18 protein-coding genes and 1 riboswitch are annotated in these 19,740 nt (G+C 72.4%); of the genes, 8 read left to right on the top strand and 10 right to left on the bottom strand.

The genetic code is table 11. The annotated features are described in order from the left end of the window. Nucleotides 1-32: 32 nt before the first annotated feature. The 3 genes from macS (at nt 33) to ACZ5ID_RS14915 (ending at nt 3,133) form a co-directional block, all read left to right on the top strand. Nucleotides 33-1,259 (top strand): MacS family sensor histidine kinase, encoded by a 1,227-nt coding sequence (macS, locus tag ACZ5ID_RS14925; protein ID WP_468897422.1) that lies wholly within the window; start codon nt 33-35, stop codon nt 1,257-1,259. Further along, on the top strand, nt 1,256-1,927 hold the full coding sequence (locus ACZ5ID_RS14920) for a response regulator (protein WP_468897420.1): 672 nt from the start codon (nt 1,256-1,258) through the stop codon (nt 1,925-1,927). The genes macS and ACZ5ID_RS14920 overlap by 4 nt, the downstream gene beginning before the upstream one ends. A 177-nt stretch (nt 1,928-2,104) precedes the next feature. Then, entirely contained in the window at nt 2,105-3,133 is a 1,029-nt protein-coding gene (locus ACZ5ID_RS14915) for a 6-phosphofructokinase (protein WP_468897419.1), read from the top strand. A gap of 288 nt (nt 3,134-3,421) precedes the next feature. Here ACZ5ID_RS14915 and ACZ5ID_RS14910 read toward each other — a convergent pair whose 3' ends face one another. The 3 genes from ACZ5ID_RS14910 to ACZ5ID_RS14900 all read right to left on the bottom strand — a co-directional run bounded on the left by ACZ5ID_RS14910 (nt 3,422) and on the right by ACZ5ID_RS14900 (nt 8,467). Next, nucleotides 3,422-5,392: an anthranilate synthase family protein gene (locus ACZ5ID_RS14910; protein ID WP_468897417.1), complete on the bottom strand. Its 1,971-nt coding sequence runs from the start codon at nt 5,390-5,392 to the stop codon at nt 3,422-3,424. A 97-nt stretch (nt 5,393-5,489) separates the two neighbouring features. Continuing rightward, nucleotides 5,490-5,546, bottom strand: a complete 57-nt coding sequence (locus ACZ5ID_RS14905) for a trp operon leader peptide (RefSeq protein WP_358836186.1) — start codon at nt 5,544-5,546, stop codon at nt 5,490-5,492. Between the two features lie 95 nt (nt 5,547-5,641). Further along, nucleotides 5,642-8,467, bottom strand: a complete 2,826-nt coding sequence (locus tag ACZ5ID_RS14900; protein WP_468897415.1) for an N-acetylmuramoyl-L-alanine amidase — start codon at nt 8,465-8,467, stop codon at nt 5,642-5,644. A gap of 152 nt (nt 8,468-8,619) precedes the next feature. On the opposite strand from ACZ5ID_RS14900, the gene ACZ5ID_RS14895 reads away from it, so the two are divergent. Next, on the top strand, nt 8,620-9,957 hold the full coding sequence (locus ACZ5ID_RS14895) for a class II 3-deoxy-7-phosphoheptulonate synthase (protein WP_468897413.1): 1,338 nt from the start codon (nt 8,620-8,622) through the stop codon (nt 9,955-9,957). 162 nt (nt 9,958-10,119) lie between these two features. Then, nucleotides 10,120-10,383: a (2Fe-2S)-binding protein gene (locus tag ACZ5ID_RS14890; RefSeq protein ID WP_468897412.1), complete on the top strand. Its 264-nt coding sequence runs from the start codon at nt 10,120-10,122 to the stop codon at nt 10,381-10,383. A gap of 2 nt (nt 10,384-10,385) precedes the next feature. Here ACZ5ID_RS14890 and bfr read toward each other — a convergent pair whose 3' ends face one another. Continuing rightward, the gene (bfr, locus tag ACZ5ID_RS14885; protein ID WP_188274092.1) at nt 10,386-10,865 is read right to left on the bottom strand and encodes a bacterioferritin; all 480 of its coding nucleotides are present in this window, start codon (nt 10,863-10,865) and stop codon (nt 10,386-10,388) included. Between the two features lie 153 nt (nt 10,866-11,018). Between bfr and ACZ5ID_RS14880 the strand changes: the two genes are divergently transcribed. Next, complete coding sequence (locus ACZ5ID_RS14880; RefSeq protein WP_358836181.1) at nt 11,019-11,651, top strand: sulfite oxidase-like oxidoreductase; 633 nt, start codon at nt 11,019-11,021, stop codon at nt 11,649-11,651. Between the two features lie 30 nt (nt 11,652-11,681). Here ACZ5ID_RS14880 and ACZ5ID_RS14875 read toward each other — a convergent pair whose 3' ends face one another. From ACZ5ID_RS14875 to thiO, 6 genes are all read right to left on the bottom strand, one after another. Beyond that, nucleotides 11,682-12,302, bottom strand: coding sequence for a DUF4396 domain-containing protein (locus ACZ5ID_RS14875; RefSeq protein WP_468897410.1), 621 nt, complete (start codon nt 12,300-12,302; stop codon nt 11,682-11,684). 91 nt (nt 12,303-12,393) lie between these two features. Then, nucleotides 12,394-13,245: a deoxyribonuclease IV gene (locus ACZ5ID_RS14870; RefSeq protein ID WP_468897408.1), complete on the bottom strand. Its 852-nt coding sequence runs from the start codon at nt 13,243-13,245 to the stop codon at nt 12,394-12,396. Between the two features lie 8 nt (nt 13,246-13,253). Further along, complete coding sequence (pknB, locus tag ACZ5ID_RS14865; protein WP_468897406.1) at nt 13,254-15,230, bottom strand: Stk1 family PASTA domain-containing Ser/Thr kinase; 1,977 nt, start codon at nt 15,228-15,230, stop codon at nt 13,254-13,256. A gap of 274 nt (nt 15,231-15,504) precedes the next feature. Beyond that, nucleotides 15,505-16,299 (bottom strand): thiazole synthase, encoded by a 795-nt coding sequence (locus ACZ5ID_RS14860; protein ID WP_468897405.1) that lies wholly within the window; start codon nt 16,297-16,299, stop codon nt 15,505-15,507. Between the two features lie 3 nt (nt 16,300-16,302). Next, entirely contained in the window at nt 16,303-16,518 is a 216-nt protein-coding gene (gene thiS / locus ACZ5ID_RS14855; RefSeq protein ID WP_468897404.1) for a sulfur carrier protein ThiS, read from the bottom strand. Next, complete coding sequence (gene thiO, locus ACZ5ID_RS14850; RefSeq protein WP_468897402.1) at nt 16,515-17,711, bottom strand: glycine oxidase ThiO; 1,197 nt, start codon at nt 17,709-17,711, stop codon at nt 16,515-16,517. The genes thiS and thiO overlap by 4 nt, the downstream gene beginning before the upstream one ends. Further along, nucleotides 17,709-17,822: riboswitch (TPP riboswitch) on the bottom strand. It overlaps the preceding gene by 3 nt. Before the next feature lie 140 nt (nt 17,823-17,962). On the opposite strand from thiO, the gene ACZ5ID_RS14845 reads away from it, so the two are divergent. Continuing rightward, nucleotides 17,963-19,240, top strand: coding sequence for an NAD(P)/FAD-dependent oxidoreductase (locus ACZ5ID_RS14845; RefSeq protein WP_468897400.1), 1,278 nt, complete (start codon nt 17,963-17,965; stop codon nt 19,238-19,240). After that, nucleotides 19,227-19,592 (top strand): Rv2175c family DNA-binding protein, encoded by a 366-nt coding sequence (locus ACZ5ID_RS14840; protein WP_358836483.1) that lies wholly within the window; start codon nt 19,227-19,229, stop codon nt 19,590-19,592. Before ACZ5ID_RS14845 ends, ACZ5ID_RS14840 begins: the two co-directional genes overlap by 14 nt. The last annotated feature ends 148 nt before the right edge of the window (nt 19,593-19,740 follow it).

Genomic DNA, 19,740 nt, shown 5'->3' with positions numbered 1-19,740 from the left:
GTCGCGTCCGTTCGTTTCAGGGGTGGGGGAGCATGGCGAAGCGCGAGCGCGTCATCAGGATGTCCGTGGAGCTGCCGCTGTGGCGCGCGCTCACCGCGTACCGCGTCCTGACGATGCTCTACGCGGTGCTGGTCTTCGTGTCGGAGTACCGGCACTTCGAGCGCGCCCGGGTGGCCGTCGCCTTCCTGTCGGTGCTGGCCGTGTGGACGCTGGCGACGCTGCCCCGGGTGGCGAACGCGGCGAACTGCACCAAGCGGTTCCTCGGCGTGGACCTGACGATCGCGCTCACCGGCATCCTGCTCACCCCGCTGGCGGACACCGACGCCCAGTCGGTGAACGGCCCGACGCTGCCGACCATATGGACGGCCGGCTCGGTGCTCGCGTTCGCGATCAAGGGCGGCTGGCGCTGGGCCGCCTTCGCCTCCTCGCTGGTCGCCGCCGCCAACCTGGTCGAGCGCGGCACTCCCACCCGGGACACGCTCCACAACGTGCTGCTCGTGTGGGTCGCGTCCATCGCCATCGGATACGTGGTGGAGGTCGCCCGCGCGAGCGAGGCGACCCTCGCCCGCGCCCTGGAGATCGAGGCCGCCACCCGGGAGCGGGAGCGGCTGGCCCGCGACATCCACGACAGCGTGCTCCAGGTCCTGGCCATGGTGCAGCGGCGCGGCACCGCGCTCGGCGGCGAGGCCGCGGAGCTCGGCCGGATGGCCGGGGAGCAGGAGGTCGCCCTGCGGACGCTGGTCTCCAGCGGCCTGGTGCCCACCACGCGCGCGTCGGATGACCCGGCGCTGGGCGCCCTGGTCCGTACGGTCGACGACGACGACGACGAGGACGAGGCGCGGTCCGGGGCCGAGGACGCCGAGGTGGATCTGCGCACCCTGCTCGCCCCGCACGCCGGCTCGCGCGTCTCGCTCGCGGAACCGGGCGCTCCGGTGCTGCTCGCGCCCCCGGCGGCGCGGGAGCTCGCAGCCGCTGTCAGTGCCGCGTTGGACAATGTCCGCAGACACGCGGGGGAGTCGGCCCAGGCCTGGATCCTGGTCGAGGACTGGGGGGACGAAGTGATCGTGACGGTCCGGGACGACGGTCCCGGCATCCCGGAGGGCCGGCTCGCGCAGGCCGAGGGGGAGGGGCGCATGGGCGTCGCCCTCTCGATCCGCGGCCGGCTGCGGGACCTGGGCGGCACCGCCGAGCTGATCTCGGTGCCGGGCCAGGGGACGGAAGTAGAGCTGAAGGTTCCACGGGGGAAGGCGAAGGTATGAGTGAGCGGCAGACGGTGAAGGTCATGGTGGTCGACGACCACCCGATGTGGCGGGACGCGGTCGCCCGCGACCTGGCGGCGGCCGGGTTCGACGTGGTGGCCACGGCCGGGGACGGCCCGCAGGCGGTCCGCCGCGCCCAGGCGGTCACCCCCGACGTGCTGGTCCTGGACCTCAATCTGCCCGGGATGCCGGGTGTCCAGGTCTGCAAGGAACTGGTCGGCGCCAACCCGGCGCTCAGGGTCCTGGTCCTGTCCGCCTCCGGGGAGCACGCCGACGTCCTGGAGGCCGTGAAGTCCGGGGCCACCGGCTATCTGCTGAAGTCCGCGAGCACCGAGGAGCTCACCGACGCGGTGCGCCGCACCGCCGTCGGCGACCCGGTGTTCACCCCGGGCCTGGCCGGCCTGGTCCTCGGCGAGTACCGCCGGCTCGCCTCGGACCCGGCGCCCGTCGCCGCCGACGAGCCCAAGGCGCCGCAGCTCACCGAGCGCGAGACCGAGGTGCTGCGCCTGGTGGCCAAGGGCCTGTCCTACAAGCAGATCGCCGAGCGTCTGGTCATCTCGCACCGCACCGTCCAGAACCACGTCCAGAACACCCTGGGCAAGCTCCAGCTCCACAACCGCGTGGAGCTCGTGCGGTACGCGATAGAGCAGGGCCTCGACGAGGTGTGAGCCACGCGCGCGCGGACGTGCTCCGCTCGTACGGGTGAATGACCACCCGTCAACAGCCGCCTGAATCCAAGGAATTGACCATTCACCCCATCCCGGGGTGACCTGCGTCACCCTTAGCGTGACCCGTGGAGGCCTTCGGGGCCTCCCATGCGTCCGTCACGGCGAAGGGACAATTCCATGCGGGTCGGAGTACTGACCGGAGGCGGTGACTGCCCCGGGCTCAACGCCGTCATCCGGGGCGTCGTCCGCAAGGGCGTGCAGGAGTACGGCTTTGACTTCGTAGGGTTCAAGGACGGCTGGCGCGGCCCACTGGAGGGGCGCACCGTCAAGCTGGACATCCCCGCCGTGCGCGGCATCCTGCCCCGGGGCGGCACCATCCTCGGCTCCTCGCGCACCAACCCGCTCAAGGCCGAGGACGGGGTGCGCCGCATCAGGGAGAACCTCGCCAAGTACGAGGTCGACGCGATGATCGCGATCGGCGGCGAGGACACCCTGGGGGTGGCGGCCCGGCTCAGCGACGAGTACGGCGTGAAGTGCGTCGGCGTACCGAAGACCATCGACAACGACCTCTCGGCGACGGACTACACCTTCGGCTTCGACACGGCGGTCGGCATCGCGACGGAGGCCATCGACCGCCTCCACACCACGGCCGAGTCCCATATGCGGGTCCTGGTCGTCGAGGTGATGGGCCGCCACGCGGGCTGGATCGCCCTGCACTCGGGCCTGGCGGGCGGTGCCAACGTCATCCTCATCCCCGAGCAGCGCTTCGACGTGGACCAGGTCTGCGGCTGGATCACCTCCCGCTTCAAGGCGTCGTACGCGCCGATCGTGGTCGTCGCGGAGGGCGCGGTGCCGAAGGACGGCGACATGGTCCTGAAGGACCAGACGCTCGACTCCTTCGGCCATGTCCGGCTCTCCGGCGTAGGGGAGTGGCTGGCCAAGGAGATCGAGAAGCGCACGGGCAAGGAGGCCAGGACGACGGTCCTGGGCCACGTCCAGCGCGGCGGCACCCCCAGCGCCTTCGACCGCTGGCTGGCCACGCGGTTCGGCCTGCACGCGATCGAGGCGGTCCGGGACGGCGACTTCGGCAAGATGGTGGCGCTGAAGGGCACGGACATCGTCCGCGTGCCGATCGCGGAGGCAACGGCCCGCCTGAAGACGGTGGACCCGGCGCTCTACGAGGAGGTGGGGGTCTTCTTCGGCTGAACAGAGGACGCCCCATCCCCACGGACCAACCCCCAGGGGCGCGGGGAACTGCGCGCCCAGCCCCCGCCCACCCGCAGCCGAACGCGGGGCGGGGGCCGCAGGCCCGCCCTTCCAGGGGCGCGGGGAACGGCGTGTGCACCCCGCACGGACCAGCCCCCCAGGGGCGCGGGGAACTGCGCGACCGGCCCCCACGCACCCGCAGACGAAACGCGGGGCCCGGGGCGCAGCCCCGCCGGGGGCCGGGGGTGCGGCCAGCCCCCGGGGAAGCCGCCCCCATCCCCGGAGGGTTCAGGGAAGGGGCGGGGTGGGGGATCCACACCCGGCCCCCAGCCCCCGCACAAGATCCCCCACCACCCCCACCCCCCGCACCGTCAACACCGACTCCGGATGGAACTGCACCCCCGCGAACCCCGGCCCCCGCACGGCATGCACCTCCCCCGTCACCACGTCCCGGCTCACCTCCACCCCCCGCCCGGCCAGCGCGACAGCCTCCCCCTCCCCGCACCGCGCCGTGAAGCTGTTGTAGAACCCGACCCGCTCCGGACTCCCGAAGAGGTCGATCCGTACCTGCGCCCCCTGGTACGGCACCCGCTTGCGCACCAGCGGCAGCCCCAGCTCCGCCGCGATCAGTTCGTGCCCCAGGCACACCCCCAGCAGCCCGTGCCGATGGGTGCGCAGGAGCTCGGCCGCCAGCGGGCGCAGCACCCGCATCTTCGCGTCCGACCCGTCCGAGGGGTCCCCGGGGCCGGGCCCCAGGACCACCGGCCCCCGGTGCCCGAGCACCCGCTCCCGCAGCCCGGCCGCGTCGTACCGCACCACCGACACCCCCAGCCCCGACGACCGCAGCAGATGCGCCAGCATCGCCGTGAAGGTGTCCTCGGCGTCCACCACCAGCGCCTCGCCCCCCGAGGGCGCGACGGGCTCCCGCATCCGCAGCCAGAACGGCGCCAGATCCGCCCGCCGCGCGTCCAGCGCGGCACGCACCCGCGGATCGTCGGCCAGGGCGGGCCCGGGCCGGGCGGCGGCCGGGCGGCCCGGGCGCACTCCCAGCGCCGCCAGCACCCCCGCCGCCTTGGCGTGCGTCTCCGCCACCTCGCCCGCCGGATCCGAGTGGCGCACCAGGGTCGCCCCGACCGGCACCCGTACCCGCCCGTCCGGCGCGATGTCGGCCGTACGGATCAGGATGGGCGAGTCGAGCGTCTGGCCGCCGTTCGCGTCGCGGCCGAGCAGGGCGAGCGCGCCCGCGTAGTAGCCGCGCCCGCCCGCCTCGTACCGCTCGATCACCCGGCAGGCGTTCTGCACCGGCGAACCCGTCACCGTCGCCGCGAACATCGTCTCGCGCAGCACCTCGCGCGCGTCCAGCGAGCTGCGGCCCCGCAACTCGTACTCGGTGTGTGCCAGATGGGCCATCTCCTTGAGCCGGGGCCCGACCACCACCCCGCCCCGGTCGCCCACCGTGCACATCATCTTCAGCTCCTCGTCGACGACCATGGAGAGCTCGTCGATCTCCTTCTCGTCGGAGAGGAAGGCGAGCAGGTCCTCGGCGGTGGGGCCGGCCGCCGGGTAGCGGTAGGTCCCGCTGATCGGGTTCATGACCACCGTCCCGCCCGCCATCCGCACATGCGCCTCGGGGCTCGCCCCCACCAGCGTGCGCCCGCCGGTGTGGACGACGAACGTCCAGTACGCCCCCCGCTCGCCCGCCAGCAGCCGGCCGAACAGTGCCAGCGCGTCCGCCCGGCCGAAGCCGGGGATCTCGCCCGTGTAGGTGCGCCGGATGACGAAGTTCGCGCCCTCGCCCCGGCCGATCTCGTCCTCGATCACCCGCCGCACGATCCGGGCGTACTCCTCGTCCCCGACGTCGAAGCCCCCGCCCTCGACCGCCACCTCGTGCCGGGGCAGCGCCCTGAGGACCTCCTCCAGCGGCAGTTCGTACGTCTCGTCGGCCTCCAGGACCGAGAGCGGTGTGCCGTCGTCGCGTACGCCGAAGCCGCGCTCGCGGATCTGCCGGAACGGGACCAGGGCGAGGGAGGGCCGCTCGCCGCAGGGGATGTCGGCGAGCCGCTCCACCTCCCGTACGCCGCCGATCAGCAGCTCGACCACGTCGTGGTCGCGGCCGGGCGTACGGCGCCGGATCAGCGCGAAGGGCGGGCAGTCGTCGTCGAGGAGTCTGCCGAGGCGCGCGTGCGTGGACGTGTGCGTGGACGTGTGCGTGGACGTGGGCGTCTGCGTGTGCGCCGGCGTCTGCGCGGTGCGGGACATGCGGGTTCCTTCCGGTGGTGCGGGAGGAGGAACGGCCGCGGGAAACAGAAAAGGCCGCCCCTCGGGCGGCCTTTCGCGTGGTCTGGAGTACGCGCGATCAGTGGGCCGCCGGATGAGCGGTCCACCACCAGTTCTGGTTCGGGTGCGCGAACATGCCCCGCACCCTAGCGGAAGAGGCGCGGGATGCGCGAAGGCCCGTCCGCCCCTCGGAATCCGAGGGGCGGACGGGCCACGCTGAATCGATTCTGCTCAGACCAGCAGGTTGAACATCTGCCAGCCGCCGCCCACCTGGACGCGTGCGGCGAACGGCGCGCCGGTCGCGCTGCCGGTGCCCTTGTAGTACCAGAGCACACCCGAGGAGTCGCGGGCCACCAGGTCCGGGAGGCCGTCGCCGTTCAGGTCGCTCGGGCCGAGCAGGGTGTTGTAACCCTGCCAGCCGCCGCCGATCTGGACGCGCGGGGCGTACGGGGCGGTCGGCGTGCCGGTGCCCTTGTAGTACCAGAGCACGCCCGAGCCGTCCCGGGCTACCAGGTCGGCCCTGCCGTCCCGGTTGAGGTCGCCGGTGGAGACCATCGCGTTGTAGCCCTGCCAGCCGCCGCCTATCTTCACGCGCGCGGCGAAGGGCGCCGCCGGGGTGCCGGTGCCCTTGTAGTACCAGAGCACGCCGGTGCCGTCGCGGGCGATCAGATCGGCCTTCCCGTCCCCGTTGAGGTCACGGGCGCCGGTCAGGAAGTTGTACGTCTGCCAGCCGCCGCCGACCTTGAGCCGCCCCTTGAAGGGCGCGTCCGGGTTGCCGCTGCCCTGGTAGTACCAGAGCGTGCCGGTGCCGTCGCGGGCCACCATGTCGCCGGTGCCGTCCGCGCGCAGCGCGGTCATCGCGGAGACGGTGTTGTACCCCTGCCAGCCGCCGCCGACCTGGTACCGCCCGTAGAACGGCGTCGAGGCGCTGCTGGTGCCCTGGTACTGCCACAGCACACCGGAGGAGTCCCGGCCGAGCAGGTTGTAGCGGGTGGTGCCCGGGTCGGGGGCGGTGCTGGTCGCCTGGTCGACGTCGGAGGCCTTCACCCACGCCATCCGGTGGTTGTACCGGATCGGGTAGAACGCGTTGGTCTTGCCCTGGACCAGGGTGCGGTCACCGGTGCCGGTGCCCGCGAACGTACCGGCGAACCAGTAGTCGCCCAGCTGCGCCGGGCCCGCCTGGACGTAGGCCTGACCGGCCGGGATCGAGTACTTGGTCAGCGAGGCCGAGTTGTTGGCCTGGACCGGGACGTTGGTCCCCGCGTAGGCCGAGTCCTCGGGGTAGGCGCGCCCGTACACCGGGATGGACGCGGCCCCCGCCTTGGGCTGGAGGACCGGCCGGCCGGTCTTGCCCACCGGGGCGGTGAACCTGCCGCCGGGGTTGTAGAACCAGGCCTTCTGACCGCCGTACCAGATCGCGGTCCAGTCGGTCTGCGCCTCGGCGACGACGTACTCGCCACCGGCGACGACCTTGTTGGACCAGTTCGGACCCTCGGTCGCGGTCTGGGCGCCGAGGTAGGGGTCGGTCAGCGGCGAGCCGGACGTGGACGGCGTCTGGTACAGGTAGCCGAAGTTCGCCGGACGGCTGTACGTGCTGCCGTTGTACGTCACCGTGGGCTGGTTGGCCGTGGTGAACGGCGGGACCACCCGGACCAGCTGGCCGGCCTTGAGCGGGCCGCCCGCGCCCTGGTCGCCGCTGGGCGCGCCGACCAGGTTCATGTAGTGGTTCCAGTCCCAGTACGGGCCCGGGTCCCAGTGCTGGGACTTCACATTGGTGTCCAGCACACCCGGCACCTCGTCGTGGCCGACGACGTGCTCACGGTCGAGCGGGATGGAGAACCGGTTCGCCAGGTACTTCACCAGCGCGGCCGAGGACTCGTACTGAGGCTCGGTGTACCACGTGGCGTTGTCCTTGATGGCATAGCCCTCGTGCTCGATGCCGATCGAGTGCATGTTCATCGTCTTGTTGGCCGCGTGCCAGGCCTCGTCCTTGGTCGCCACCAGCTGGGTGACCAGACCGTCGGAGGCCCGGACCATGTAGTGCGCGCTGGCGTACGACGCGGGGTCCTGGAAGGTCTTCAGGGACCCGTCGTAGCCGCCCTCGGTGTCGTGGATGACGAGGTAGCGGATGTCCTCGCCGTTCGAGGGGCGGTTCGACTCGTTGTAGTTGCCGAAGTCGTCCGGCGTGGAGCTGTTCTGCTTGTACGCCGCCGCCTGGAAGTCGCAGTTCAGCCCCGCCGGGCACTCCGGCGTCGGGGCCGTCGTCGCGGTGAACGCCGCCAGCGACATCGTCTCCGGCCTGACCGGCTTCACCGACGGGTCGGCGGCCAGGGCGAGCTGCTGGCCGTCCGCCGTGACCCGGGCCTCACCGGTCCGGATCGACTCGTACACCCGCTTCGCGAAGAGCGACGCGCCCTTGGTGTCCGGCGCCTGGCTGTAGCGGGCCACGGCCGCGTACCACCGGCCCGCGTCCTCGGGCAGCGAGCCCGTCGCGTCCTTCTGGTACTTCGCGAGCAGCGCGGCCCCCGCGCGCACGGACTGGTTCGCGTCCTCGCGGACCGCGTCCACCGGCTTGTCGATCAGCTCGGCGGCCTCGTCCAGCGTGTGCAGCCGGGGGTCGCTCGTGTCGACGGCCTTCGGCGCCTTCTTCAGGGCGCGCCTGGCGTCGAAGTGCTTCATGACGGCCGGGTCGCCGCTCATGTTGAGGTGCGACAGGCGCTCGGCGTCCGTCGGCTGCTCGACGTCGTCCGCCGTCACCCGGGTCAGCCCCATGACGTTGTACGCGCCGGTCGTCGACGGCTGCCCGTCGTGGCTCTCCCACAGCGTCTGCCGGTACGAGACCGCCATCAGCACGCTCTGCGGCACATGGAATTCGCGCGCGGCGTCGGCGAACCGGGCCTGGAGCTCGGTGGCCGGACCGGCCGGCCTGGTGTTCGCGGTGGCGGGGCCGGGGGAGGCCACCGCCAGACCGGTGATCGCGGCACCGGCGACGACAGCCGTGCTCACCCCGTAGGCGATCAGCTTCTTCTTGCGGTCTCTGCGGTGTGTCCGCTTCAACGCCCACCCCTGCTGGCTCTGTTGATTTCTGAAGCACTTCTGAAACGCGCAGAGGCTAGCAGGCACCCGGCTCGGGCCCGTCACCGGGCGACCGTCCGCGTGTCTCATCAGGTGGGCGGGCGTATGGACGGCTTGGCCGACCCCGTAAGGTAATGGGGGTGACCGTGAACGTAAACACCTGGCGTGACCTTCCCGCGGCGCAGCAGCCCGAGTACCCCGATGCCGAGGCTCTGCGCGATGTGATCGCGGACCTCGAGTCGTATCCGCCGCTCGTCTTCGCGGGCGAGTGCGACCAGCTGCGCGCCCGGATGGGGGCCGTCGCCAAGGGCGAGGCGTTCCTGCTCCAGGGCGGTGACTGCGCCGAGGCGTTCGACGGAGTGTCCGCCGATCACATCAGGGCCAAGCTCAAGACCCTCCTCCAGATGAGCGCCGTGCTGACGTACGCCGCCTCCGTGCCCGTCGTCAAGGTCGGCCGGATCGCCGGACAGTACTCCAAGCCGCGCTCCAAGGGCACCGAGACCCGCGACGGCGTGACCCTGCCGACCTACCGTGGCGACTCGGTCAACGGCTTCGACTTCACCGAGGCCGCGCGCGTCCCGGACCCCGAGCGCCTGAAGCGGATGTACAACGCCTCCGCCTCCACGCTCAACCTGGTCCGCGCCTTCACCACCGGCGGCTACGCCGATCTGCGCCAGGTGCACGCCTGGAACCAGGACTTCGTCAAGCAGTCCCCGTCCGGCCAGCGCTACGAGCAGCTGGCCCGTGAGATCGACAACGCGCTGAACTTCATGAAGGCGTGCGGCACCGACCCGGCCGAGTTCAAGGCCGTCGAGTTCTACGCCTCGCACGAGGCGCTGCTGCTCGACTACGAGTCGGCGCTGACCCGGGTCGACTCGCGCACCGGCAAGCTCTACGACACCTCCGGCCACATGGTCTGGGTCGGCGAGCGCACCCGGCAGCTCGACCACGCGCACATCGAGTTCGCCTCCCGCATCAGCAACCCGATCGGGATCAAGCTCGGCCCCACGACCTCGGTCGACGAGGCGCTCACCTACGTGGACCGGCTCGACCCGGACCGCGAGCCGGGCCGGCTGACCTTCATCGTCCGGATGGGTGCCGACAAGGTCCGCGACAAGCTGCCCGAGCTGGTGGAGAAGGTCACCGCCTCCGGCGCGGTCGTCGCCTGGGTCACCGACCCGATGCACGGCAACACCTTCGAGGCGGCCTCCGGCCACAAGACCCGCCGCTTCGACGACGTGCTCGACGAGGTCAAGGGCTTCTTCGAGGTCCACAAGGCGCTGGGCACCCACCCGGGCGGTATCCACGTCGAGCTCACCGGTGACGACGTCACCGAGTGCGTGGGCGGCGGCGACGAGATCTTCGTCGACGACCTGCACCAGCGCTACGAGACGGCCTGCGACCCCCGCCTCAACCGCAGCCAGTCCCTGGACCTGGCCTTCCTGGTCGCCGAGATGTACCGGGACCAGTGATGTACCGGGATCGGTAGGGAGCTTCCTACGAGACGTGGGGCGCGGATCTGTGATCCGCGCCCCACGGGCGTATCCGGGGCTTTTCGTCCTCCCGGACAGCAGGTACGGTTAGGTAAGCCTCACCGAATAGGGGATGGCTGCCGGACCGTTCCTGCCAGGGAGGTGACCCGCGTGTACGTCTGCTCTTGCTTCGGCATCACCGACAAGCAGGTCGAGCAGCACGCGGCCGAGGGCGCCTGCACCCCGCGCCAGATCGCCTCGGTCACCAAGGCCGGCACGGACTGCGGCTCCTGTGTCCGCACCATCCAGGGTCTGCTGGGCCGCGGCGCCTGCCCCCGCCGGGAGCTGCTGGAGAAGGGCGGGTCCGGCGCGGTCCTCGCCGCCGACCCCGAGCTTGCCGACCCCGAGCTCGCCGACGCCGCCTAGCCCTAGCTCTCCGGCTGCTCGATGAGCTGCGCGATGTACAGCGCCTCACCGAGCTTCTCGACCAGTTCGAGCTGGGTGTCGAGGTAGTCGATGTGGTGCTCCTCGTCCGCCAGGATCGACTCGAAGATGTTCGCCGAGGTGATGTCCCCCTTGGCCCGCATGACCTCGATCCCGCGCTTGAGGCGGTCGATCGCCTCGACCTCCACCTGCCGGTCCGCCTGGAACATCTCGGTGACCGTCTGCCCGACCCGGACGTGGAAGAGCCGCTGGTAGTTGGGCAGCCCGTCCAGGAACAGGATCCTGTCGGTCAGCACCTCCGCGTGCTTCATCTCGTCGAACGACTCATGGCGCGTGTACTTGGCGAGCTTCGTCCAGCCGAAGTTCTCCTGCATCTTCGCGTGCAGGAAGTACTGGTTGATCGCGGTGAGCTCGGCGGTCAGCTGCTCGTTCAGGAACTCGATGACCTCGGGGTCGCCCTGCATCGCAGAGGCTCCTTCCACACGGGTGAGGGGCAGATTCGCGCGCATCCTCGCACCGCGTGCGGGGAGCGTCCAGTAAGTACACGCTTAGTAGGAGTTGCCCGAATCGGGCGCCGCTGGTCATGACCACCCCTCGCCGTCTGTCACCATGGAGTCATGGGTCAGCCGGAACGCCCGGAGCAACGGGGAGCAGCGCAGTCGGAGCTTCCCCCGGGGCAGCGGCTCCAGCGCGGCTGGCCGGTCACCCACTACGGCCCGGTGCCCCGGTTCAAGCCGGAGCGGTGGGAGTTCCGGGTCTTCGGGGCCACCGCCGACGGCGACAAGCACTGCTGGAACCACGAGGAGTTCACGGCCCTGCCCTTCGCCACGGTCGTCGCGGATCTTCACTGTGTCACGAAGTTCTCGATGCTGGGGGCCGAATGGGGCGGAGTCCTCGCGCGCACGGTCGCCGAACTCGCGCCGCCCGCCCCGGATGTCACCCATGTGATGGTCTGGGCCGAGTACGGCTTCAGTTCCAATCTGCGCCTCGCCGACTTCCTCTCCGACCGTACGGTCTTCGCCACCCACAAGGGCGGCGACCTGCTGACCGCCGAGCACGGTTTCCCGGTACGGCTGGTCGTCCCGCACCTGTACGCCTGGAAGGGCCCGAAGTGGGTCCGCGGCATCGAGTACATGACGGCGGACCGGCGGGGTTTCTGGGAGGAGCGGGGCTACCACAACGTCGGTGACCCCTGGCGGGAGCAGCGCTACTCGTACCAGGAAGAGCCCGGGGACGGCCCCGAGCTCTGATTTCCCTGGTGTGTGCGGTGCCCTCGGTGATCAGTGGTGGTACTGGTGCACCACCGCGTGGCCCTTGCCGCGCCCGATCATCCACTTGTTGACCGGTGTGGTGATCACGAAGGCGAGCGCCAGCGAGACCACCAGTGAGCCCCAGAACAGCGCGTCCGAGAGCGTCGCGTCCATGGCGGCCGGCCAGAGGGCGATCACCCCGTTGTCGATCAGCTCCATGACGGCGATGGAGAGGGTGTCCGCGGCGAGCGCGACCTTGAAGGCGGTACGGAAGTCGACGCCGGCCCGGGTGATACCGCGCAGGGTGAGCGAGTAGCCGAAGAAGAAGGCCAGCACGATGGCCAGCACCATCGTCGGCATGTTGCCCCAGCCGAACGCGGTGCCCACGATCATGCCCAGCACTTCGCCGATGGCGCAGCCGGTGAGGCAGTGCAGGGTGGCCTGGGCGGCCATCGACCAGCTGACCTTGCCGCCGCCGTGGCCGTGGTGGGCGTGCGCGTCGCCGTGCTGCTGGTGCTCGTGGTGGTCCGCGTGGCCGGCGTGGCCGACGTGTCCCGCGTGCTCACCGTGTCCCGCGTGGCCGCCCTGGTCCTGGTGCGGGCCGTGCTCGTGGTGGCCGTGCTCGGTGTGCGTGTGCGCCTCGTGCTGCATGACTTCCCCCAACGCCGGATGACCGTTCCTGTCGATGACAGGAACGGTATACCCCCCAGGGGTATTCCTCAAGGCTCTTCGGGAGGGAAGATCAGAGTCTCAGGGACTTCAGCAGCGCCACGTCCGCCGCCTGTCCCTCCTTCCCGCCGGGTGTCTCGATGACCAGCGGTACGCCCTCGGTCGCCGGGTGCGCCAGCAGCTCGCGGAACGGCTCGGCGCCTATGTGGCCCGCCCCGATGTTCACGTGCCGGTCCAGGTGCGAGTCGACGCCCTCCTTGGAGTCGTTGGCGTGGATCAGCTTCAGCCGCCCCTCGCCGACGGTCTCCACCAGCAGGTCCAGGGTCTGCGCCGCCCCGCCGGGCGCGGCCAGGTCGTGCCCGGCGGCGTGGATGTGGCAGGTGTCCAGGCAGACGCCGAGCCGGGGGTGGGCGTCCAGTGCCTCGAAGTACGGACCGAAGTCCCAGGTCCGCGAGCACAGCGAGGCGCCCTGCCCGGCCGTCGACTCCAGCAGCAGGAACGGGTCGTCGTCGTGGGTGAGCTCGTCCAGGAGCGGCAGCAGCCGCTCCCGTACCTGCGCCAGCGCCTCGGCGCGCGGCCTGCCGCCGGTCGCCGAGCCGGTGTGCACGACCACGCCGAGCGCGCCGATCGCCCGGCCCCGGCGCAGCGAGTGCCGCAGCGACTCCACCGACCTCTCGGCGGTCGCCTCGGTGTGCGAGCCGAAGTTGATCAGATAGGGGGCGTGGACGTACGCGGAGATGCCCTCGGCGGCGCACTCCGCGCGGAACTTCTCGTCCTGGGCGGGGTTGCCGGGCGGGGTCGCCCAGCCGCGCGGGTTGGCGACGAAGACCTGGACGGTCTCGGCGCCGATGTCGCGCGCGTAGGCGAGGCCGGTCGTGGCGAGGCCGCCGGCCACGGGGACGTGGCCGCCGATGGGGTTGCGCATGGGGTGGTTCAGAGTCCCTTGGTCTTGATGGTGATGGTGGAGCCCTCGGGCGCCTGGGAGCCGGCGTCGACGGACTGACTGGCGATCTCGTCGCTGAGGAACGGGAAGCCGTGGTCGACCTTGACCTTGAAACCCGCCTTCTCCAGGTCCTTCTTGGCGTCGTCGCTCTTCTCGCCGGTCACCTTGGGCACGGTGACCATCCGGGGGCCCTTGGAGACGGTGAGCGTGACCGTGTCGCCCTTGGCGAGGCGGGAGCCCTCCGCCGCGGACTGGGCGGCGACACTGCCCGCCTCCTGCGGCGAGTTGACCTGCTCGGGCGCGACGGTCACCTCCAGCCCCGCGTCCTTCAGCGCCGAGGTGGCGTCCTCCACCGAGTCCCCGACGACGCCGGGGGTCTCGACGGGGGCGCCCTTGCTGACGACGAGGGCGACCGCGGAGTCCGCGCGGCGCGAGGCACCCGCGGACGGTTCGGTGCTGACGACCGAGCCCTGGTCGGTGTCCTCGTCGAACTCCTCGGTGACCGCCCCCGGCGTCAGCCCGGCGTCGGTCAGGGCCTTCTTGGCGTCGTCCAGCGACTTGCCGCCGACGTCCGGGACCTTGACCATCTCGGGGCCGCTGGAGATGACCACGGTCACCGAGGCGTTGCCCCGCACGCGCGCGCCGGTCTCCGGGTCCGTCTCGATGACCGTCCCGCGCTTGACGGTGTCGCTGTGGCGGCGGTCGACCTTCTTCACCGAAAGGCCCGCGTCCTCCAGCCGCTTCTTGGCGGCGCTCTCGCTCTGCCCGATGACGGCGGGGACGTGGGTGAACTGGCCGGAGTTGATGTACCAGACCCCGGCGCCGACCCCCAGGACCAGCAGCACGGCGGCGATCACCGCGATCAGGCCGCGCCGGCCGTTCAGGACGAGGCGTGTCCGGCCGCCGCGCGCACGCGTGGGGGCGGGCCCGGGCGGCGGCATGGTGAGCCGGCTGGTGCGGTTGACGTGGTCCTGCTCGGCCGGGAGCGGGGCGGTGCCCGCCGTGGGCGCGGTGCCCCTGGGCGGGGTCGCCGCCGCGCGCGGTATGACGCTCGTACGGTCCTCGGAGCCGGTGGCCCCGGCCGTCGGCAGGGCCTGCGGGGGCACCGTGTCCAGCTGCTCGTCGGTGAGCGCGGCGCGGGCCGCGCGGGTCTGCGCCAGCAGGCCCACCGCGTCGTACGGCCGCGTGTCGGGGTGGCGGGCGGTGGCCGACGCCACCAGCTCGTCCAGCTCCATGGCGAGGCCGGGCACGACGGCGGACGGGGCGGGCACGCCCTCGTGGAGGTGGGCGTAGAGGATCTGGGCGGCGTTCTCGCCGGAGTGCGGTTTGGCGCCGGTGAGCATCTCGTACAGCACGACACCGCACGCGTAGACGTCGGCGCGGGTATCCGCGGTGCCCTGCTCGATCTGCTCGGGCGCCAGGTAGGAGACGGTGCCGAGGACGGTGCCGGTGGTGCTGGTGACCGTGTCCACGGCCCTGACCAGGCCGAAGTCGGCGACCTTTACCCGGCCGTCGTCCCCTATCAGGATGTTCTCCGGCTTCATGTCCCGGTGGACGAAGCCGGCCCGGTGGGCCGCGCCGAGGGCGGCGAGGACCGGCTCCAGGATGTCGAGGGCGGCCCGGGGCTGGAGGGCGCCGCGCTCGCGCAGCACGTCGCGCAGGGTGCAGCCCGCCACGTACTCCATCGCCAGGTAGACGTATCCGCCGTCGGTGCCCTGGTCGAAGACGCCGACCACATTGGGGTGGGCGAGCCGGGCGACGGACTTGGCCTCGCGGATGAACCGCTCCACGAACGAGCCGTCGGCGGCGAGGGCGGGGTGCATCACCTTGAGGGCGAGCACCCGGTCGAGCCGGGTGTCGACGGCCCGGTAGACCGTGGCCATACCGCCGACGGCGATGCGCGCCTCGACGCGGTAGCGGCCGTCGAGCACCTGCCCGACGAGCGGGTCCTGAAGGGTCGTATCCACGCAGCAGAGTCTACGAGCGGCCTCGGACAGCCCCGCCGTCCCGGGTGGTACCGGGGCGGGACTGAAGCCGAGCTGTGACGCGACGCGGTGACGTGGGGCGGGGTGGGGTGCGGTCTTCGTGTGCGGGTTGCGGGGGGTTGCTCGTGCGGTTCCCCGCGCCCCTGAGAGGGCCCTGCGGGCCCCCGAGGGGCACACCCCGGCCCGGTAGGGGCGCGGGGAACCGCACGACCAGCCCCCCACCGGCCCGCTGGGGAACGCGCACCCACGCGGCCCCTCAGAACGCCGGGCGTTCCGGGTCCAGGGCCGCCCGGCCCTCCACCGGGGACGACGCCTCGGCGAAGTGGCGGCGGGGGATGCGGCCTGCCCGGTACGCCAGCCGCCCCGCCTCCACCGCGTACCGCATCGCCTCCGCCATCAGCACCGGCTCCTGCGCGCGCGTGACCGCCGAGGCGAGCATCACCGCCGAGCACCCCAGCTCCATGGCGAGCGCCGCGTCCGAGGCCGTGCCCGCGCCCGCGTCCAGGATGACCGGGACGGTGGCGCGGTCCACGATCAGCTCGAAGTTGTGCGGGTTGCGGATGCCGAGCCCGGAGCCGATGGGGGAGCCCAGCGGCATGATCGCCGCGCACCCCACGTCCTCCAGCCGCCGGGCCAGGACCGGGTCGTCGTTGGTGTACGGCAGCACCGTGAAACCGTCGTCGACCAGCACTTCCGCCGCGTCGAGCAGCTCGACCGGGTCGGGCAGCAGGGTGCGCTCGTCGGCGACCACCTCCAGCTTCACCCAGTCCGTGCCGAGCGCCTCGCGCGCGAGGCGGGCGGTGAGCACCGCCTCCCCGGCGGTGAAGCAGCCCGCCGTGTTCGGCAGGACGGAGATGCCGAGCCTCTCCAGGACGGACAGCACCGAACCCTGCACGGTCGGGTCGAGGCGGCGCATCGCGACGGTCGTCAGCTCCGTGCCGGAGGCGGCGAGCGAGCGCTCCAGGACGTCCAGGCTCGGCGCCCCGCCGGTGCCCATGATCAGCCGCGAGCCGAAGGTCGTCCCGCCGAGGGCGAACAGGTCGTCGGCCATGGTTCAGCCCCCCTGCACGGCGGTCAGGACCTCGACGCGGTCACCGTCGCCGAGCGTGGTCGCGGCCCACCGGCCGCGCGGTACGACCGTCTCGTTGACGGCGGCGGCGACCCCGGCGCGCGCGGGCGTCAGGGTGGCGACGAGGACGTCGAGGGTGGTGCCGGCGGCGAGGTCGCGCGCCTCGCCGTTCACGGAGACGGTCGTCAGGGAGGCGGTCATACGGTCAGCTCCTGCGGTACGGACTCCGCGGGGGCGGAGGTGAAACGGCGGGGGGTGAAGGCGCGTGCCTCGGCGGGGAGCTCGCCGGTGGCCAGCGCGTGCGCCAGCGCGTCGCCGGTGACGGGGGTGAGCAGCACCCCGTTGCGGTAGTGGCCGGTGGCCAGATGCAGACCGGGCAGGGCGGTGGGGCCGAGCAGCGGCGCGTTGTCGGGGGAGCCGGGGCGCAGCCCGGCGCGGGTCTCGGTGAGCGGCAGCTCGGTGATGCCGGGCACCAGCTCGTGCGCGTCGCGCAGCAGTTCGTAGACGCCGCCCGCGGTGACCGTGGTGTCCCATCCCAGCTCCTCGCTGGTGGCGCCGACGACGAGCTCGCCGTCGGCGCGCGGCACCAGGTAGACGTGGCTGCCGCGGACCACCGCGCGGACCGTGCGGGACAGGAACGGGGCGTACGCGGGCGGCACGGTCAGCCGCAGCACCTGGCCCTTGACCGGGCGTACGGGCGGGCGGAGCTCCTCCGGGACCCCGGCCAGCCGGGCGCTGAGACTGCCGGCCGCGAGGACGACCTGATCGGCGGCGAGCACGGTGCCGTCGGCCAGGACGGCCCCGGCGGCCCGCTCGCGTACCACCGAGAGCCGCTCGGCCCAGGCGTGGTGGAACTCCACCCCGGCCCGCTCGCAGGCCGTGAGAAGGGCCCTGGAGAGGCGGCGCGGGTCGATCTGGTGGTCGCCGTCGACCCGCAGGCCGCCGCGCACGCCGGGGGCCAGCATCGGCTCCAGGCGGCGGCACTCGCGCCCGGTGAGCCACTGCGAGTCGAGCCCCAGACGCTGCTGGAGCGCGTGCAGCTCGCGCAGATGGGCGCGGTCGTCGGCGTCCAGGGCCACCGCGAGGGTGCCGCAGGCGCGGTAGCCGGTGGTGAGGCCGCTCGCCTCCTCCAGCTCGGCCACGAAGTCCGGGTAGCGCCGCGCGGAGGCCAGGTTGAGGCCGAGGAGGGTCTCCTCGCCGTAGTGGAGCTCGGTGACGGCGGCGAGCATGCCGGCCGCGACCTGGGCGGCGCCGCCGCCGGGCGCGGGGTCGGCGAGCGCGGTGCGCAGACCCAGCCGCGCAGCCCGCCACGCCGTGACGAGGCCGATGATGCCGCCGCCGATCACCAGCACGTCCGACCCGTGGGGAACTGCCCCTTTTCGGGATGAATGCATGGGCGTCCAGCCCCTCCCTTCGCCGGCATGACCCGGATCAGGTTCGTACGGTCGGAGGCCGCCGCAGCCTCCCTCTCAGCCCGGTGCGTCCGGGCTCCCGCGAGATGGTTGGGGTGCCGCCGCGCGTCCTTCGGCCCAGGCCTTCGGAGTACGGGCGGTACGTCGGCCAGACTAGCCCCAGCGGCCCATCGGCAGTAGGGAGCATCCGGGCCAGGCTGCCTGACGATTCGTCAGATGCTTATGGTGATCGGGTGAGCGAACAGCAGACGCATGCGGAACAGCGGCACGTGGTGGTCGTCGGCGCGGGCATGGCCGGGGTCCAGACCGCGGTGGCCCTGCGCGAACAGGGTTTCCCGGGCCCGATCACCCTCATCGGCGCCGAACCCCACCAGCCCTACGACCGGCCCCCGCTCTCCAAGGCGGTGCTGCTCGGGAAGGCCGAGGGCTCGGCCTTCGAGGTGGACTTCGAGGGCCTCGGCGTCCGGTTGCGCCTGGACGAGCGGGTCACCGGCGTACGCGCGCGTGAGCACGAGATCGACACCGCGGCCGGACCCGTCCCGTACGACGCCCTGGTGATCGCCTCCGGCGCCGAACCCCTCACCCTGCCCGGCGTCGAGGACCTGCCGGACGTCCATCTGCTGCGCACCCTCGACGACGCCGCACGGCTGCGCGCGGTGCTCGCCGCGCGGCGGCGCGTCGTGGTCGTCGGGGCGGGCTGGATCGGCGCCGAGTTCGCCACGGCCGCGCGCGAGGCGGGCTGCGCGGTCACCGTCGTCGAGGCCGCGGACCGCCCGCTCGCGGGCGCGCTGCCCGCCGAGGTCACCGAGCCGATGGCCGCCTGGTACGCGGAGAGCGGCGCCGAGCTGCTCACCCGCGCGCGCGTGGCGACCGTCGAGCCCGGGGCCGTCGTCCTCACGGACGGCCGCCGCGTGCCGGCCGACGCGGTCGTCGTCGGCATCGGCGCCCGGCCCACCACGGACTGGCTGGCCGGCACCGGCATCGAGCGCGGGGCGGAGGGCGCGGTCACCGCCGACGACCGGCTGCGCACCTCCCTGCCGGACGTCTACGCGGTCGGCGACTGCGCCTCCTTCCCCTCGGCCCGCTACGGCGAACGGCTGCTCATCCACCACTGGGACAACGCGCTCCAGGGGCCGCGCACGGTGGCCGCCGACATCGTCGGCGAGGCGGTCCTGCCCTACGACCCGGTGCCGTACTTCTGGTCCGAGCAGTTCGGCAGGTTCGTGCAGTACGCCGGTCACCACGGCGGAGCCGACCGGCTGCTGTGGCGGGGCGACCCGGCGGGCGCCGCCTGGTCGGTGTGCTGGCTGCGCGAGGGGGTGCTCGTCGCCCTCCTGGCCGTCGGCCGACCGCGCGATCTGGCGCAGGGCCGCAAGCTCATCGAGGCAGGTGCGAGCCTGGATCCGGTCCGCGCCGCCGACCCGTCCGTCCCCCTCAAGGCGGCAGTCGGCCGACCTCCGGCTACCGAGTGTCAGCCCGGGATGGCACGCTTGTCCCGTGACCGAGATTGACGCGAAAACCGATGCACTCGTCCCCGCCTGGCTCCACCTTCCCGACATCGCGGAGATGCTCGATGTCGAGGTGACGCGGGTGCGGCAGCTGGTCAAGGAGGGCCAGCTCATCGCCGTGCGCCGCGGTGAGAACAGGACGCTGCAGGTGCCCGCCGCCTTCATCGACGGCGACAAGGTCGTGAAGGGCCTCAGCGGCACCCTCACCCTCCTGCGGGACGACGGCTACTCCGACCAGGAGATGCTGGAGTGGCTCTTCACCCCCGACCCGACCCTGCCCGGCACCCCCGCCCAGGCCCTGAGCGAGAATCGCGGCACGGAGGTGAAGCGCCGCGCCCAGGCGCTCGCCGTCTGACCTGATCGCCAACAGGTGCGGGGGGGGGGGGGGGGGCCCCCCCCCCCCCCCCCCACCCCCCCGCGGGGATTCCCTCCCCCCCCCCCCTAAGGGACTTTCCCCCCCCCCCCTTTCCCCTCTCCATAACTTCGCACGGTACCAGGGTCGC

It is taken from the genome of Streptomyces sp. NPDC031670, from assembly GCF_055580545.1.
The sequence above is the reverse complement of the archived record's forward strand: the minus strand, read 5'-3'. Positions and strand labels throughout refer to the sequence as shown.

Bases quoted from the DNA above. Each gene is read 5' to 3' on its own strand.
- macS (WP_468897422.1), top strand. From the start codon at position 33: ATGGCGAAGCGCGAGCGCGTCATCAGGATGTCCGTGGAGCTGCCGCTG.
- ACZ5ID_RS14920 (WP_468897420.1), top strand. From the start codon at position 1,256: ATGAGTGAGCGGCAGACGGTGAAGGTCATGGTGGTCGACGACCACCCG.
- ACZ5ID_RS14915 (WP_468897419.1), top strand. From the start codon at position 2,105: ATGCGGGTCGGAGTACTGACCGGAGGCGGTGACTGCCCCGGGCTCAAC.
- ACZ5ID_RS14910 (WP_468897417.1), bottom strand. From the start codon at position 5,392: ATGTCCCGCACCGCGCAGACGCCGGCGCACACGCAGACGCCCACGTCC.
- ACZ5ID_RS14895 (WP_468897413.1), top strand. From the start codon at position 8,620: ATGGGGGTGACCGTGAACGTAAACACCTGGCGTGACCTTCCCGCGGCG.
- bfr (WP_188274092.1), bottom strand. From the start codon at position 10,865: ATGCAGGGCGACCCCGAGGTCATCGAGTTCCTGAACGAGCAGCTGACC.
- ACZ5ID_RS14880 (WP_358836181.1), top strand. From the start codon at position 11,019: ATGGGTCAGCCGGAACGCCCGGAGCAACGGGGAGCAGCGCAGTCGGAG.
- ACZ5ID_RS14875 (WP_468897410.1), bottom strand. From the start codon at position 12,302: ATGCAGCACGAGGCGCACACGCACACCGAGCACGGCCACCACGAGCAC.
- ACZ5ID_RS14870 (WP_468897408.1), bottom strand. From the start codon at position 13,245: ATGCGCAACCCCATCGGCGGCCACGTCCCCGTGGCCGGCGGCCTCGCC.
- ACZ5ID_RS14860 (WP_468897405.1), bottom strand. From the start codon at position 16,299: ATGGCCGACGACCTGTTCGCCCTCGGCGGGACGACCTTCGGCTCGCGG.
- thiS (WP_468897404.1), bottom strand. From the start codon at position 16,518: ATGACCGCCTCCCTGACGACCGTCTCCGTGAACGGCGAGGCGCGCGAC.
- thiO (WP_468897402.1), bottom strand. From the start codon at position 17,711: ATGCATTCATCCCGAAAAGGGGCAGTTCCCCACGGGTCGGACGTGCTG.